The 15629-nt window shown below is 44.4% G+C and carries 14 protein-coding genes; 8 read left to right on the top strand and 6 right to left on the bottom strand.

Annotated elements, in window-relative coordinates:
* Window positions 1-125 precede the first annotated feature (125 nt).
* The gene (locus VCA1004_RS12150; RefSeq protein WP_086980720.1) at window positions 126-341 is read right to left on the bottom strand and encodes a DUF3820 family protein; all 216 of its coding nucleotides are present in this window, start codon (window positions 339-341) and stop codon (window positions 126-128) included.
* A 206-nt stretch (window positions 342-547) separates the two neighbouring features.
* On the bottom strand, window positions 548-751 hold the full coding sequence (locus tag VCA1004_RS12145) for a chromosome partitioning protein ParA (RefSeq protein WP_086980719.1): 204 nt from the start codon (window positions 749-751) through the stop codon (window positions 548-550).
* Window positions 752-1050: 299 nt separating this feature from the next.
* On the opposite strand from VCA1004_RS12145, the gene VCA1004_RS12140 reads away from it, so the two are divergent.
* The 7 genes from VCA1004_RS12140 (at window position 1051) to VCA1004_RS12110 (ending at window position 9470) form a co-directional block, all read left to right on the top strand.
* Entirely contained in the window at window positions 1051-2007 is a 957-nt protein-coding gene (locus tag VCA1004_RS12140) for an AAA family ATPase (RefSeq protein ID WP_086980718.1), read from the top strand.
* Window positions 2007-2993, top strand: a complete 987-nt coding sequence (locus tag VCA1004_RS12135) for a DUF58 domain-containing protein (protein ID WP_086981364.1) — start codon at window positions 2007-2009, stop codon at window positions 2991-2993. The genes VCA1004_RS12140 and VCA1004_RS12135 overlap by 1 nt, the downstream gene beginning before the upstream one ends.
* Window positions 2986-3660: a DUF4381 domain-containing protein gene (locus tag VCA1004_RS12130; RefSeq protein WP_086980717.1), complete on the top strand. Its 675-nt coding sequence runs from the start codon at window positions 2986-2988 to the stop codon at window positions 3658-3660. Before VCA1004_RS12135 ends, VCA1004_RS12130 begins: the two co-directional genes overlap by 8 nt.
* Window positions 3653-4615 carry a vWA domain-containing protein gene (locus VCA1004_RS12125; protein WP_086980716.1) on the top strand — a complete coding sequence of 321 codons (963 nt, stop codon included), beginning with the start codon at window positions 3653-3655 and terminating at the stop codon, window positions 4613-4615. Before VCA1004_RS12130 ends, VCA1004_RS12125 begins: the two co-directional genes overlap by 8 nt.
* The gene (locus VCA1004_RS12120) at window positions 4608-6677 is read left to right on the top strand and encodes a vWA domain-containing protein (RefSeq protein ID WP_086980715.1); all 2070 of its coding nucleotides are present in this window, start codon (window positions 4608-4610) and stop codon (window positions 6675-6677) included. The genes VCA1004_RS12125 and VCA1004_RS12120 overlap by 8 nt, the downstream gene beginning before the upstream one ends.
* Before the next feature lie 20 nt (window positions 6678-6697).
* Complete coding sequence (locus VCA1004_RS12115; RefSeq protein ID WP_164520878.1) at window positions 6698-8446, top strand: BatD family protein; 1749 nt, start codon at window positions 6698-6700, stop codon at window positions 8444-8446.
* Window positions 8447-8792: 346 nt separating this feature from the next.
* On the top strand, window positions 8793-9470 hold the full coding sequence (locus tag VCA1004_RS12110) for a class I SAM-dependent methyltransferase (protein WP_086980713.1): 678 nt from the start codon (window positions 8793-8795) through the stop codon (window positions 9468-9470).
* Here VCA1004_RS12110 and VCA1004_RS12105 read toward each other — a convergent pair.
* Entirely contained in the window at window positions 9422-10366 is a 945-nt protein-coding gene (locus VCA1004_RS12105; protein WP_086980712.1) for a phosphatase PAP2 family protein, read from the bottom strand. The genes VCA1004_RS12110 and VCA1004_RS12105 overlap by 49 nt on opposite strands.
* Before the next feature lie 247 nt (window positions 10367-10613).
* On the opposite strand from VCA1004_RS12105, the gene VCA1004_RS12100 reads away from it, so the two are divergent.
* Entirely contained in the window at window positions 10614-11987 is a 1374-nt protein-coding gene (locus VCA1004_RS12100; RefSeq protein WP_086980711.1) for an MFS transporter, read from the top strand.
* 152 nt (window positions 11988-12139) lie between these two features.
* Here the strand turns inward: VCA1004_RS12100 and galM are convergent, their stop codons facing one another.
* The 3 genes from galM to VCA1004_RS12085 all read right to left on the bottom strand — a co-directional run bounded on the left by galM (window position 12140) and on the right by VCA1004_RS12085 (window position 15610).
* The gene (gene galM, locus VCA1004_RS12095; protein WP_408646916.1) at window positions 12140-13231 is read right to left on the bottom strand and encodes a galactose-1-epimerase; all 1092 of its coding nucleotides are present in this window, start codon (window positions 13229-13231) and stop codon (window positions 12140-12142) included.
* Window positions 13228-14394 (bottom strand): galactokinase, encoded by a 1167-nt coding sequence (gene galK, locus VCA1004_RS12090; protein ID WP_086980710.1) that lies wholly within the window; start codon window positions 14392-14394, stop codon window positions 13228-13230. The genes galM and galK overlap by 4 nt, the downstream gene beginning before the upstream one ends.
* A gap of 151 nt (window positions 14395-14545) precedes the next feature.
* Entirely contained in the window at window positions 14546-15610 is a 1065-nt protein-coding gene (locus VCA1004_RS12085; protein WP_086981362.1) for a UDP-glucose--hexose-1-phosphate uridylyltransferase, read from the bottom strand.
* Window positions 15611-15629 lie beyond the last annotated feature (19 nt).

Here is a 15629-nt window from a genome sequence, read left to right as displayed (position 1 = left end):
CACTGAGCCAAAATAAGAATTGAGCAAACATAAAAAAAGAGTGCCGCCCTTTAATCGGCTTCACTCTTTTTTACATAACGCATTTTTACATAACTCTTTTTTATATCGTTTGTTAAACACCCGGCTCAACGTTTTAATGGTTTCACCAAGCTGTCTAATCCTTCAATTTTTAGCGCCAAACACAGTTTCAATAAATCCCCCAGCTCCCCTTTGGGAAACTCAGCTTTATTTTGAAACCACAACAAATACTCTTCCGGCAAATCGATTAACATTCGCCCTGCATACTTCCCAAAAGGCATCGGCGTTCTGGCTAATTTGATTAAATTTTCTTTTTCTAACATCCGTATATCCTACGCCTTACATTCAAAACGGTATAATTAACATCAGCTGCGGATAACTAGAAGTCACTCAATACAGCTATCACTGTAAGAAAGCGATAATCGTAAATAAAACGACAACCGTGAATAAAATTAGCGGTAAAAAAACGCCTGCAACAGGGCAGACGTTTATCTATTCAAACGATGAGTTATCTTATCCACTCAGCCGATTAATGTACTGGGCGAGCTTCATCGTCATTAAATTTGCCAAAGTGCTCTTCTAAAACCTCAGGGGTAAGTTTTCCTTCTTGTTCTAGTTTTTTTAGCTTAGCAACGATAGCTTTTTGCTCTTCAAGGCTCGGTAATGGCGTTTCTGGAGCTTCTGTCATTTCGGCTGACATGGCTTCCAGTTCTTTTTCGATATCTTGACTCATGTGTATATATCCAACATCTAATTTAAAAATCTATTGTCATTATTCTAGCGACTTTACTGGGTAACTGCCACAAAAGCCGCCCAATCGTGACCAACAAACAAACCAATGTATAAAACTTCATCAAACGCTTCCCCAAACTCTCGGTTTTTATTCCATTTTTTACTGCATTGATGAACTTTTTACCCTCAAACTGGTCTTACATGGCAAGTTACAAATTGTCACATTTGTGAATTTTAGAATTTCATATATATTTCATCGATATACAATCATTATCTGAGACTTCAGGAGATATTTTGACCATGCATTCGGACGCTTTTGCGCAACTTCAGCAATACTTAAATTCTCAAGTAATTGGCCAAAATGAATTAGTAAAACAACTCTTAGTCGCCCTTCTTGCTGATGGTCATATTTTAGTAGAAGGTCCTCCGGGCTTAGCCAAAACCCGCGCCGTCAAAGTATTAGCGGACTGTATTGAAGGGGATTTTCATCGCGTACAATTTACTCCCGACCTGCTTCCTGCCGATTTAACGGGCACGGATATTTTCCGCCCAGAGACAGGTGAATTTACCTTTCAGGCGGGACCGATTTTTAACTCATTGATTTTAGCCGATGAAATCAACCGAGCTCCGGCTAAAGTGCAAGCGGCCATGCTCGAAGCGATGGCGGAAAAGCAAATTACCGTTGGCCGACAATCTTACCCATTACCAGAGTTATTCTTGGTCATGGCCACTCAAAACCCGATTGAACAAGAAGGGACCTACCCTCTTCCTGAAGCACAATTAGACCGATTCTTATTGCACCTTGAAGTCGATTATCCTGACGCTCACAGTGAATTAGATATTTTGCGCCTAAACCGTGGTGAAGCCCAAGGCCAACATGCCTCTCAACCAATCACATTGTCGCAACAGACTATTTTTGATGCCCGACAAGCGGCTTTGTCTATTCACATGGCCGATAATGTTGAGCAATACATCATTCGTTTGATCATGGCAACGCGCCAGCCTTCACAATACAACGCTCTGCTTGGTGAATGGCTACAAATGGGAGTCAGCCCTCGCGCAACCATTGCTTTAGATCGCTGTGCGCGTGCGCATGCTTGGCTGGCTGGTCGTGATTTTGTGAGCCCTGAAGATGTTCAAGCCATGGCATTTCCGGTATTACGCCATCGATTATTATTAAGCTATCCAGCACAAGCCGAAGGCATCACCGCCAATCGTGTAATTGCTGAGTTATTAGCACAGGTTGGCAGTGCATGATGACGCAAAAGTTACCTCCTTTTGCAACTGGTGCGACATTAGATCTCAAGGAGTTGCTGTACTACAAAAATCATACGGTCCATTGGCAGCCACCGAATAAAAGCTTGTGGTCGCAATTAAATGGCAGCCATAACAGCAATCAAAAAGGTCGCGGCATGAACTTTGCTGAAGTTCGTCAATATCAAGCCGGCGATGATATTCGCTCAATAGATTGGCGGGTTACGGCGCGCACCGGTAAAGCCCATACTAAGTTATTCACCGAAGAGCGTGAGCAGCCGGTTATTTTATATATTGATCTCAGTAACGGTATGCGCTTTGGCTCACAGCTGCTGTTTAAAACAGTGCAGTGTGCGCATCTTGCTAGCTTATTGAGTTGGCTAACGGTGGAGCAAAAAGATCGCATCGGGGCGCTGATTGATCTGGGTGATAAATTGGTTGAAGTCAAACCCACCGCACGCCAACAAGGTGCGTTACAGATTAATCATCAATTGGTTCAATGTAATAACCAAGCGATTGCACAATTACAAGCCCAGCAAGCCCGCCCAAACTTAATCACGCCTACGCTGGATTTTAAGCAAGTGATGCAAACCTTACATCGCATGTCTCCTAAGGGCAGCGATATTATTTTTATCAGTGATTTTAAACGCTTAGATTTACATGCTAAACCATTACTCAATCAACTGCGTCAACATAATCGATTACAGTTTGTGCACATTTACGATCCTCTAGAAATGGGCAATACCACCTTTCGAGGCAGTGAATATGTCACCAATGGTGAGCAAACTTATTGGCTGAATTTTGGCAAAAAAAACACCCGTAATCAGTTGAAAAATCGCTACACTGAACACCTCACTCAATTAGAAAAGATTTGTAAAAGTATGGCTATTCCTATGCGTTCATTGTCTTGTGCTGAACCTTTATTATCACAACTTGGTGCGGCCTCCACACTCACAACAGCCTCTCAAATAGGAGGTCTTCATGAGTAATGCTTCTTTGGCAACCGCCTCTCAAGCTCAACCTAGTCTCCCGTTAGCGCCATTGCATTTACCGGCTGAACCCGGAGCTTGGCCAATTGCTTGGGGATGGTGGGTTTGTGCCGCTCTCCTCGTGGCGCTCATCCTGTTGGTCTGGGTACTGATCAAACGCCATAAAAAACGTCATCGCGCTAAAAAAGCAGCATTACGTCTCTTAAAACAAAATGAAGTTCGCTTGCAAGGTCAAAAAAAGGTCGCAACGGCCAACGATCTTCTACGCCAAGTTTGCTTGTCATACTATCCAAGACCGATGCTAGCCAGTCTGCATGGCGAACGTTGGTATCAATTTTTGGATGAACTGCACCCAACGAAAGCCGCGAACTTCCAAACTAATTCACAACAATGGCAAACGGCGCTCTACCAAAAACAACCCGTGAGTGATGAGATCGCCGATAACCTGTATCAACAAGTGGAAACCTGGATAACCCAAGCCTTACCACCGAGTAAAAAACAACTCAAAGCGGCGCAACAAACTTTTAAACAACAGGCTTCTGATCTTAGTGATGGCGTCGTGTCAGCAGCTCGTCCAGCGCAATCTGCACCGAAAGCACTCATCGAAAAAGAGCGAGTCTTAAATCAACTTGAACAAAAAGTAAAAGGATCTCAAGACGATGTTTGAGTTTCAGTGGTTATGGGTATTTTTGTTGTTGCCTTTGCCTTTACTCGTCTATTTTTTCGCCCCTGCCCATAAACCAAGATCGGCGATTATGCTGCCAACCTTGCCAACTGCAGGCAATGTGCAACAACGTCAGCATATTGGATTAAAGATAATGGCCATCATAATTTGGCTATTACTCGTGACCGCCACCGCAAGACCGGTGTGGTATGGAGAGCCAATTGAAGTGCAACCAAAGCATCGAGATATGATGTTAGTCGTGGATCTTTCAGGCTCAATGGCACAAGAAGACATGAATACCGCTTCCGGATTCATCGATCGTTTAACTGCCGTCAAACACGTTCTCAGCGACTTTATCGCTAAACGTAAAGGGGACCGATTAGGCTTGGTTCTGTTTGCTGATCATGCTTATTTACAAACCCCTTTAACTTTAGACCGTACTACTGTGTTACAACAGCTTAATCGCGCCCAGTTGAATATGATTGGGAGTAAAACCGCTATTGGTGAAGGGCTTGGCATTGCCACCAAAACCTTGATCAAAAGTGATACCAAACAACGCGTGATTATTTTACTTAGTGATGGCAGCAATACCGCCGGCGTCATTGATCCCATAGAAGCGGCGAACATTGCCAAAGAAAATCAGGCCATTATTTATACCGTTGGTATTGGAGCCGGTGAATTACAAGTAGGCAGCTTTTTTGGTACTCGTACCGTCAATACTGCGCAAGATTTGGATGAAAAAACCTTAACCGAAATTGCTAACTTGACTGGTGGTCAGTATTTCCGCGCGCGCGATCAAAAAGAATTGGATCACATTTACACGACTATTAATCAATTACAGCCGGTCAGTAATGCCACTCAAACTTGGCGACCACAAACCGAATGGTTTACTTATCCACTGGCATTAGCCCTTATTCTGTCATTTATCCTTGCCGTATTCAGGAGACAACATGGCTGATTTTCAATTCCTGCATCCCACTTGGTTATATGCTGCCATTCCCGCTATTTTGCTCAGTATTTGGCTGTATCGTAAACCCAAATCTACCAGCCTGATTGCCCATCATTTAACTCAGCAACTCGGCTTAGATCAACACCAGTCGCACCATTCTGTCGTCAGTGTAGTGCTTGCCGCCTGGCTCATTGCCGTCTTCGCCTTAAGTGGCCCTAGCTTGCACAAACAAACTGTACCCAGCGTTGATGTCAATAATGCGCGTGTGATCGTGATGGACATGACGTTATCCATGTACGCCACCGATCTTGCTCCTAACCGATTGACTCAAGCCAGATATAAAGTGTTAGACCTGTTACCCGCCTTAAACGAAGGAACCACAGGCTTGGTGGCCTATTCTGCCGATGGCTATATGATAAGCCCGCTGACTCATGACACCAAAACACTGGCCAGCTTAATTCCGAATTTATCACCAGCCATCATGCCAACCCAAGGTAGCAATGCCAGTGCGGGTGTGAAAAAGGCCATAGAAATGCTCACTCAAGCGGGCCATCAGCAAGGTGATATTATTCTCGTCGCCGATGGATTAAGTGACCACGAATCAGATGCCATTCAATCACTACTCAAAGACACGCACTGGCAGCTTTCTGTCTTATCCGTTGGTACCGCACAAGGTGCGCCGATCCGTTTGCCAAATGGGGAACTGTTCACCCATAACGGCAGCACTGTTGTCGCCAAAACCGATCTCAAAGCGCTGCAACACATCGCTCAAATAGGGCACGGTATTTATACTCCACTGCGTAATGATGACGGTGACATTCAACAGTTATCACAAGCTTTGCATCATGTGGAATTGAAAACCGACAAACAAAATAAAGACACACCTGATTTGGAAGTACCTATCAATAATGGTTTTTGGCTCCTGCCTATTTTGCTGGTGCTCGCACTAGGTGCATTTCGCCGCGGTGGCATTTTCAGCCTAGCCCTACTCGCCGCTTTGCCTGTGCTGCACCCTCAGTCGGTCTATGCTTCACAGCCACAAACAACAGCGACTCAATCCATAGTCGCTCAACCCAGAGCCGCTCAAGTAACGCAAACTCAAGCAAGTGCCTCGTCATTATTGGCATCAGCTTTTAAAACGCCCGATCAGCAAGCTTATGATGCTTATCAAGCTAAACAATACCCACAAGCGGCTAGCCAATTTAAAGACCAAGCATGGAAAGGCGCAGCGCTGTATCAAGCTGGCAATTACCAAGCCGCCATTCAAGAACTGCAAGGGCTAACCGATGAAGATGCTCGCTACAACTTAGCCAATGCGCAAGCCCAAGCAGGCCTGCTAGAACAAGCAAAACAAGGCTACCAAGACATTCTGAAAACCAACCCAACGCATGCTGATGCAAAAAAGAACTTAGCGATTGTGAAGCAAGCACTAGAGCAGCAAAAACAGCAACAGCAACAGCAACAGCAACAGCAACAGCAACAAGATAAACAGAACAATAAGAAGGACAATAAGAAGGACAATAAGAAGGACAATAAAGATCAAAGCAATCAGAGCTCATCCGAGCAATCGTCTCAAGAGAAACCCTCACCAGACGATCAAGCGCAACAAAATTCTGAACAGGTAACTCAGTCCGATCAGAATCAGAGCTCGAATTCAGATAAGAGCCCCCCAAGTTCAGATAAAAACAATAACCACAAGCAAAACTCAGAACAAGCAAACGGGCAACAATCTGATGATGAACAGCACTCACAACAAGATAACGATAAGGCCAACTCAGCCAAGCAACGATCTGAGCAACAAAAATCAGCACAGCAGAAACAAGAACAACAAGCTCAAGCTGCTCAAAAAAATAAAGATCAAGGCCCGTCACAAGATGATGAAAACAAAGCCAAGCCAATGAGTACGGCGACGACGGAGACAGGTCAATCTACAGGCAATACTGTGGCGTCAGACCCAAGGCTCAACAAATTAGAACAGATTCCAGATAACGCTCAACGTTTATTGCAAGCGCAAATGGTACTGGAAGCACAACAAAATCCACAACCGAAATCCAACGGTCAAATTTGGTAATGGTAACCATGGAACGTACGATGTATTCACTTTCTCAACGGCTAAAAACGCGTTTAGCCGCACTTTCACCTCAAGGTTTAATGGTCATTTTAGCCTTGTTCACTTCACTCGTTTTTAGCCAAGTCAGTCTAGCGAATGAGGCGGTTGCTACGGCCTCAGTCTCCCAAACTCGTCTCAGCACGAATGAAGTATTCAATCTACAAATCGTGTATTCCGATGTAGCGCACCGAGAAGATTTTGATCCTAGCGTTCTCAATCCGGAGTTTACTCAAGGACGCTTACAGTTTGGCACGTCACGATACAGCATTAATGGCAAAGTCACGATTCGCAGTGAATGGAATCTGACACTGGCCACCAAAAAAGTCGGTGAGATTACCATTCCAAGCTTTGAGATTAATGGCGCTAAAACTGACCCGATTACGCTGCATGTCAGCACCGATCCTAGTGCGCCAAAGCAAGATGATTTAATCGCTTTTGACGACAGTATTTCGAAGACCACACTTTACCCTAAAGAAACCGCGACCTTTATTTCGCGGTTATTAGTCAAAACTGACCCTCGCGGTTTACAAAATACCCAACTGACGCCACCTTCCGGCGAAGGACTCAACCTCACACCCATTGGAGATGCCAACCAGTATCAAAAAATCATTAATGGCATTGAAACCACCGTTGTGGAACAAAAATACCACGTCAGCGCCGAGCAAGCGGGTAACCATCAATTGATCCCTGCGCGCATACAAGCCTCGGTGATCAGTATAAGTCCGGCGACTGGAGCACGCCGTATCGTACCTGTGGATGTGCAAGCAAAGCCAATTCAAATCCACGTTAAAGCGAAACCAAGTAGCTTCAAAGGCGCTTGGCTACCGACGCAATCTTTAACGCTCCAACAAGGTTGGCAAGACAGTAATGGGGAGACTCTGACCATATCTAAAGGCCAAGTAGAGGCCAAAGTTGGACAGCCGATCACCCGAATGCTGGCACTGGTTGTCCAAGATGTCAGCGCCGAAAATCTGCCTGAAATAAAAATTGATTACCCAGCCTCAGTACGTGTTTACAGTGAGAAACCTAAATTTGGTCAAGATAAAGCGGGCAATACCGTCATGACATTAAAACAAGTCATCATGCCCAAAAAATCGGGTCAAATCACCCTGCCCTCAGTGACGGTTCCTTGGTGGAATTCACAACTGGGGCAAACCGAAACCGCGCAGGCCGCAGGTTTAATCTTAAACACCAAGATGGATGAAAATGCGCCGCCAATCGCTGCTGGGTCTAATGCCTCTCATCAGGATGAGGCACCTCTCAACACCGATTCAGCGCCAGATATAGCAACCAATCATGAGGCCTCAACTCAAACCATCACGACGGCGGGATATTGGCCATACCTGACCGCCTTATTTGCCGGATTGTGGTTAATCACACTGCTTTTGTTCATTCAGCAAAAACGTCGCCAAGTAAAAAATACACACACTCATGCAGCTCAAGGCGCGGCAGCTCGTACGGTGCAAGCATCTGATTTGGTCAGTGCATTACACGGCCAAGATGGCGTGAAAATTCAATCGGCGTATCGACAATGGCAAGCACAGTATTCTCATCTTGAGACAAACCTACAGCAACAAATTGAAACGCATATGCAGCGCTTAATGGCCTGCTTATACGGTGCGCAACAACACGATTATGACGTCAAAGACTTGATCACGTTAATTAAGCAAGCGGAAAAATCCAGCCGGAAAAACCAAGGCTCAACGGCGGATACGATCGCCAAGCTTTAGTGCTTCGTTTTTCTAGGCCCGCCTTCATCTGCTCAGTTTTTTATTCACTGAATTGATGAGGGCGGTTTGCTTTAAGTTGCCCTCGCAGCGCCAGTCAACCCACATCAAAGAATTTCTTTATCCAGCTTGCTAGATCATCTCATCTCATCTCATCTCATCTCATCTCATCTCATCTCATCTCATCTCATCTCATAATGAATTGAATCGATTGACTTAATCAGAAACAATAAAAGTAAAGTTGCTTGTATAACACTCAGATTGGTGTAGTTTAAAGACTCGACTTATGTTTTGTCATTTATCGCTCTTCAATATATGACTTAGCGTTGCTCATCAACGGAAGGCCTATATGACTAGCCCAATACGTGTTCGTTACCAAACCATTGAGATTGGTAATAACGATATCCACCTTTGTACGTTACGCGATAATCAACAATTTTCAGACCCTAACCATACCGCACTTGATCTTGGGATCTCGTCAGCCACTTGGCCTATATTTGGGGTCGTTTGGCCCTCTAGTATTGTCCTTGCTCACCACATGCTAGAGTTTGATACCAAAGAAAAGCGGATATTAGAAATTGGCTGTGGCATGGCGCTCACTAGCCTGCTATTAAATGAACAACACGCCGATATTACTGCCACCGATTACCATCCTGAAGTCAAAGCCTTCCTCGATAGAAATACCAAATTAAATAACGATAAAGACATTGCCTTTGAGCGAGTAGACTGGGCTAATGATACCAGCGAACTCGGCTTATTCGATGTCATCATTGGCAGCGATTTATTGTATGAAGACATACACGTTTCACTTTTAGCCTCCTTCATTCAAAAACATGCTCACGATAAAAGTGAAGTCATTATCGTGGACCCAGGTCGAGGCAGGAAGAATAAACTCAGCACCAAAATGATCGAGTTAGGCTTTACCAGCGAGCATATCAAACCCGAACATACCGAATACTTAGATCAAACGTTTAAAGGTTACATCTTGCGATTTTCTCGTAATATGTCACCCAATTTGGTCGAGTAGCAAAGCGTATGGATAACCCCAATACTTAAGCTGCTGATTAGGGCAGCTAAACAAGTCGAAACCAGCACATCTTGTGACCAGTGCATACCAAGGATCATACGGCTAATCCCCATCGCCGCTCCCCACAGAAAGAGGCCAATATTAAGACCAATCGCGCCAGAGAACAGCAAATAATAACTGGCCGTTAACACTAAGGTGGTTGCAAAAATGGTATGGCCAGACGGAAAAGCATAGCCCACTTCATGAACCCAATGTTGCAATAGATGACTCGAAACCGCCACTGGAGGCTGAGAGGATAAAGTACCCGTTTGAGATTGATACTGCTGTATGGTTGCCGCCATCAGCTCTCGACGTTGCGGCTCGTTATGCTGATAAAAATGGGTTAAATCAAGCGTCGAGTTTGGCTGCTGACTTAACCAAGTCACATTAGGGCGAGGCTCTGCAAAATAAGATTTTAAACTGTGATTTAGCGATACACTGATCACTAAACTAAGCGTAATTGCCGCTAGCATTTGTTTCCACAGACTTTTCCGGCGATTCAGATCTGGGTGACGAGTTTGTGCTTTATTTTGACTTATCCGCTCTTTGTTTATCCGCTCTTTGTTTACCCTATCTTTGCTTCTCCAGTCGTTACATAAGCATACATAACTCATCGCAAAAAATACCAGTACTGTGGCGATAGCATAAGGCGCGGTTCCTGTAGAAGTTAACGCAAATAAACCATCTGCAAACCAAGTATCTAACTGAAAATAAGGAAAAAGTGCTTGCTGGGTAATCCATAACCAAGCAGGGGTGGCGGCAAGTCCCAACCAAATAAATAGCAAACTAATAAACACCTGACGTTTCGACACTCTAACCTCTTGATGATAGACAACTAAAAAGATAAATAAGGTCATATTTATCCATTAAAAAACCGGATTAGGCTATCGTGCAAATGGCTCAGAAGCAACGCATAAATGGTGAGATAAATTCACAAAAATACGGTTAATTTAAGTTTTGCTCGATTTGCTAGCCTCCTCACTCACTAATCGAGAATACCACCAATATTCATCGCAATATATTTTGTTGATTGCTTTATTTTCCTTCACTTGGTAGCTTGTCTGTTACAAAATATTTCCTACTACTTTTGGCCAGTTAATCATTATGAATACGCCTTATTCCGACGGCCTCCCTCGCCCGCAGCGGCTGGGTGCCATCTTAACTATTGCTTTTGGTATTACGATGGCGGTCTTAGATGGCGCTATCGCTAATGTGGCTCTTCCAACGATTGCTACGGATTTAAACGCAAGTCCAGCTGAGTCTATTTGGGTCGTCAATGCTTACCAAATTGCCATCATAGTGTCATTGCTCTCTTTATCTTTTATTGGCGATTTGATTGGCTATCGACGTGTTTATCAAATCGGCCTTGCGGTGTTCTGTCTTACCTCTTTACTATGTGCCTTATCAACCAGCTTAAATATGCTGACCCTGGCTCGGATCTTACAAGGCTTTGGTGGTGCGGCGCTAATGAGTGTCAATACCGCCTTAATTCGTTTGATTTACCCCAAACGCTTTTTAGGGCGAGGCATGGGCATTAACTCATTTATCGTCGCCGTGTCGGCCGCCGCAGGCCCAACCGTAGCCGCAGCAATTTTATCGGTGGCCTCTTGGCAATGGTTATTTTTAGTCAATGTGCCAATTGGCCTTATCTCTCTTATCTTGGCCTTGAAATTTTTACCCCCCAATCAAGAAAAATCAGTTGGACAAAAATTTGATATTCCTAGTGCGATTATGAACGCGCTGACTTTTGGATTATTAATCTCAGCGATCTCAGGCTTCTCGCAAGGGCATTCCAACACCGTCATTGCGGCAGAATTAATAGGTGTAGCGGTTATCGGGTACTTTTTTGTACGTCGTCAATTAACGCTTGCCGTACCATTATTGCCAATTGATTTGCTACGCATTCCTATTTTTTCACTGTCTATGTGTACTTCTGTTTGTTCTTTCTGTGCACAGATGCTGGCCATGGTCTCACTGCCGTTCTTCTTACAATCGACATTAGGTAAAACCGAAGTAGAAACTGGTTTGTTACTCACTCCGTGGCCTTTAGCGACAATGGTGATGGCGCCTATTTCAGGCTATTTAATCGAACGGTTTCACGCCGGATTATTAGGCGGGCTTGGCATGGCGATCATGGGACTCGGGTTATTTGCTCTGGTGATGCTGCCACCACATCCTGCCGACATCAACATTATCTGGCCCATGATGTTATGTGGCGCTGGATTTGGTTTATTCCAATCCCCCAATAACCACACCATTATTTCCTCCGCCCCACGTAACCGAAGCGGTGGTGCAAGTGGCATGTTAGGTACAGCACGTTTACTTGGCCAGAGTACCGGCGCCGCATTAGTCGCGTTAATGTTTAATATGTTCCATGACAATGGCACTCACGCCTCTTTAATTCTGGCAGCCAGTTGCGCCATCGCAGCGGCAATCATCAGTTGCCTCCGTCTATCGCAACCACGAGTGCAGTCTTAATTCATCACACCGTGATCAAGCTTTCTATACGCAAGAAAGAGCTACGAATAAGTGCGGTGGGTAAAGCGCCAATAAAAATAGCAACGTTATATGAAGTGACCCCATTGAAGTGATCCCATAAAGCGTTGCTATTTTTTAAGCTTAAATGAAAATTAACTCACAAATCGATAAGCGGTTTTGTGTTGATAGGTCTGGCCAGCTTTTAATATAGGATGACCTAAATTTAACGCTAACCACTCGGGATGATTAGGCCCATCGGGTAAGCCTTGAGTTTCTAAAGCAACCCCATGATAGTTCGGATAGCGTTGACTCACACCATTAATGCCTGCCAAATAGTTTCCCGTATAGAGTTGCATCGCCGGTTGTGTGGTCGCAACTTGCAGCACAATATCCTCTTGTGGTGCAGTTAATTGCGCCACCCATCGGCTGCCATCACAATAGACAGTATCAAAAATCATCGCATGATCGTATCCACCTGCAATCTTCTGATCTTGATCGGATAAAAAGTCTTGGCCAATAAGCTTACTTTGGCTAAAGTCAAACGAGGTGCCCGAAGTCGCTTTTACTTCACCGGTCGGGATCATGCTATGATCTGTAGGTAGATAATGAGTGGCACACGTTTGCAAACAATGATCTTTGGCTGCTGCCTTTGCCCCTTCACCCGCTAAATTAAAATACGCATGATTGGTTAAATTAACCGGACAATCTTGGTCTGTTGTTGCCCAATATTCAATGTCCAGTTGATTCGCATTAGTCAGTTGATAACACACTTCAATGTGCATATTTCCTGGATAACCTTGCTCCCCATCAGGCGAAAAAAGTGCAAATGTGACCGATTGTTGAGTCTGCGATTTAACCTGCCAGCGTCGTTTATCAAAACCAACCTCACCGCCATGTAATGAATTTTCACCATTATTAACCGGTAGTTGATATTGGTGGCCATTTAACTCAAAACGACCCTGTGCAATTCGGTTACCAAAACGGCCAACAACCGCACCTAAATAAGCCGTTTGCTCAAGATGAGCCGACATATTTTTAGCCCGCAAAACCACCTCACGCCACTCATCTTTTACTGGTACACGAGCGCTTAACCAAGTTGCCCCAATATCCATGAATGACACACTCATACCATTATCATTACTAAGATGAATTAACTGAGCAGGTAAACCATCAAGCCAGTTGATTTCCGTCATCTGCTCAGTTAATTGCTGTAAATAACGGTCATAATTCAAACCGTTTTTCATAGGATTTCTCCTGCTCCATCCATGGCTTTACAGACATAAATGGTTTCTTTTAACCCAGTTTTTGCTTGGTATTGCGTTTCAACAGCTTGGATGACCGCATCCACTAAATGAGGGGGAATTAACGACACCACGCAGCCACCAAAACCACCGCCTGTCATTCGTACCCCACCTTGGGTACCAATCACCGCTTTTACTATCTCAACAATCGCATCGACTTCAGGGCAGGTAATATCAAAATCATCGCGCATAGAAACATGGGATTGCTCCATTAATACTGCTAAGCGAGCCATATCATTATTGCGTAACGCTTGAGCCGCTTCTACCGTACGATCATTCTCAGTGATCACATGTCGAGCACGCTTTGCCACTACATCATCCAGTTCGGCTTGACGTTGCTTAAACGTGTCAAAGCTCACATCACGCAGCGCTTTGACGCCAAAAAATTTCGCAGCCACTTCGCACTGTTGACGGCGCGTATTGTATTCACTATCCACCAGCCCACGTTTTTTATTGGAGTTGATGATCACAATCGCCATATCTTCAGGCATCGACACCGCTTGGGTTTCTAATGAACGACAATCAATCAATAACGCATGGTTTTGCTCACCTTCAGCTGAAATCAATTGATCCATAATGCCGCAATTACAACCCACAAATTCATTTTCAGCTTGTTGACCATTTAAGGCGATTTCTTGCTGTGAAATATCAAGTTGATACAAGGTCTTGAACGTTTGGCCGATCACCACTTCCAAAGCGGCCGAAGAACTGAGCCCCGCCCCCTGTGGGACATTACCGCTAACCGCAATGTCTGCTCCATTAAATTGGTAGCCGCGTTTTTGTAAACAATCAAGCACACCTCGAATGTAGTTCACCCACATAACATCGTGATCAAATACCAATGGTTGAGCAAGGTCAAATTCATTCACTTGGTTATCATAATCTACCGCAATGACACGCACTACACTGTCATCACGTTTCGCTGCGGCCACTACGGTTTGATAATCAATTGCGCATGGCAGCACAAAGCCATCGTTATAATCGGTATGTTCGCCAATCAAGTTCACACGGCCTGGTGCTTGAATAATATGTTTTGCCGCATAACCTAAAACGCTTTCAAAAGCATGGCTGACGGCTTGAATAAGTTGTTGAGTACGTTCTGTCATAATAAGACCTTATCGTTTCTCGTGGCTCGCTTTTTGAAGAGCCACGTCTTCACCATTGCAAACGCATGATGACCTTAAATTAAAATGGATCCAGATGAATTAAATGCTTCAAACTCTCCCTCGAGTTCCGAGCGACGAGCAGCGTCCTTTTCTATCCCTTATAATGCTCTTCACTTTGCGCTCTAAGGCGCTCTGCCGCTTGCTCTGCGGTAAGATCACGTTGACTTTCGGCCAACATTTCATAGCCCACCATGAATTTTTTAACGCTCGCAGAACGTAATAACGGCGGGTAGAACAACGCATGTAATTGCCAATGTTCGGTACTTTTATCTACTTGTTCACTGTCATTGTCGAAAAATGGTGCATAATGCCAGCCCATTGAATAAGGGAATGAACATTGGAATAAATTGTCGTAACGACAAGTGAGCTTTTTAATCACTAAAGCTAAATCGTCACGTTGTGCAGCGGTTAACTCATTCATACGCTTAATGTGCGTTTTAGGTAATAACATGGTTTCAAATGGCCAGGCAGCCCAATAAGGCACCACCGCTAACCAATGCTCCGTTTCAACCACAGTACGAGCACCATCGTTTAATTCCGCTTGGACATAATCCAACAACAAATTGCGACCTTGTTGCTGATAATAATCACGTAAGTTTTTGTCTTTACGCTCTATTTCATTGGGTAAGAAACTGTTTGCCCAAATTTGTCCATGGGGATGAGGTTGTGAACACCCCATAGCTTCACCTTTATTTTCAAATACTTGCACCCAAAGATAGGTTTTACCTAACTCTTCAATTTGTTCATTCCAAGTGTCCACAACATTGCGAATTTGACTCACTGGTAATTCTGGCAACGTTTTGCTGTGATCCGGAGAGAAACAAATAACACGGCTTAAACCGCGCACCCCTTGAGTTTTAAACAATGGATTCGTGGATTTAGGTGCATCGGGAGAATCTGGCATTAACGCAGCAAAATCATTTTGAAAAACGTACGTGCCCTGATAATCCGGATTCACATCTCCTGAAATGCGTGTGTTCGTTGGGCATAAAAAACACCCTTCTTCATACGACTTAATACTGGTAATGACCGGCTTTTCATCTTGCCCACTCCACGGACGTTTTGCACGATGTGGTGACACTAAAATCCACTGACCAGTTAAAGGGTTGTAACGTCGGTGTGGATGATCTACTGGGTTAAATTCTGTATTCGACATAATCATTTATACTCATTTC

The organism is Vibrio aphrogenes (assembly GCF_002157735.2).
Classification (GTDB): Bacteria; Pseudomonadota; Gammaproteobacteria; order Enterobacterales; family Vibrionaceae; genus Vibrio; species Vibrio aphrogenes.
Note: the sequence above shows the minus strand (reverse complement) of the source record. Positions and strands in the feature narration are given on the sequence as shown.

What these genes read in the sequence shown, in the direction of transcription:
- VCA1004_RS12105 (WP_086980712.1), bottom strand. Translation starts at nt 10,366, where the DNA reads ATGACCTTATTTATCTTTTTAGTTGTCTATCATCAAGAGGTTAGAGTG.
- VCA1004_RS12135 (WP_086981364.1), top strand. Translation starts at nt 2,007, where the DNA reads ATGACGCAAAAGTTACCTCCTTTTGCAACTGGTGCGACATTAGATCTC.
- VCA1004_RS12085 (WP_086981362.1), bottom strand. Translation starts at nt 15,610, where the DNA reads ATGTCGAATACAGAATTTAACCCAGTAGATCATCCACACCGACGTTAC.
- galK (WP_086980710.1), bottom strand. Translation starts at nt 14,394, where the DNA reads ATGACAGAACGTACTCAACAACTTATTCAAGCCGTCAGCCATGCTTTT.
- VCA1004_RS12120 (WP_086980715.1), top strand. Translation starts at nt 4,608, where the DNA reads ATGGCTGATTTTCAATTCCTGCATCCCACTTGGTTATATGCTGCCATT.
- galM (WP_408646916.1), bottom strand. Translation starts at nt 13,231, where the DNA reads ATGAAAAACGGTTTGAATTATGACCGTTATTTACAGCAATTAACTGAG.
- VCA1004_RS12145 (WP_086980719.1), bottom strand. Translation starts at nt 751, where the DNA reads ATGAGTCAAGATATCGAAAAAGAACTGGAAGCCATGTCAGCCGAAATG.
- VCA1004_RS12125 (WP_086980716.1), top strand. Translation starts at nt 3,653, where the DNA reads ATGTTTGAGTTTCAGTGGTTATGGGTATTTTTGTTGTTGCCTTTGCCT.
- VCA1004_RS12110 (WP_086980713.1), top strand. Translation starts at nt 8,793, where the DNA reads ATGACTAGCCCAATACGTGTTCGTTACCAAACCATTGAGATTGGTAAT.
- VCA1004_RS12150 (WP_086980720.1), bottom strand. Translation starts at nt 341, where the DNA reads ATGTTAGAAAAAGAAAATTTAATCAAATTAGCCAGAACGCCGATGCCT.
- VCA1004_RS12115 (WP_164520878.1), top strand. Translation starts at nt 6,698, where the DNA reads ATGTATTCACTTTCTCAACGGCTAAAAACGCGTTTAGCCGCACTTTCA.
- VCA1004_RS12130 (WP_086980717.1), top strand. Translation starts at nt 2,986, where the DNA reads ATGAGTAATGCTTCTTTGGCAACCGCCTCTCAAGCTCAACCTAGTCTC.
- VCA1004_RS12100 (WP_086980711.1), top strand. Translation starts at nt 10,614, where the DNA reads ATGAATACGCCTTATTCCGACGGCCTCCCTCGCCCGCAGCGGCTGGGT.
- VCA1004_RS12140 (WP_086980718.1), top strand. Translation starts at nt 1,051, where the DNA reads ATGCATTCGGACGCTTTTGCGCAACTTCAGCAATACTTAAATTCTCAA.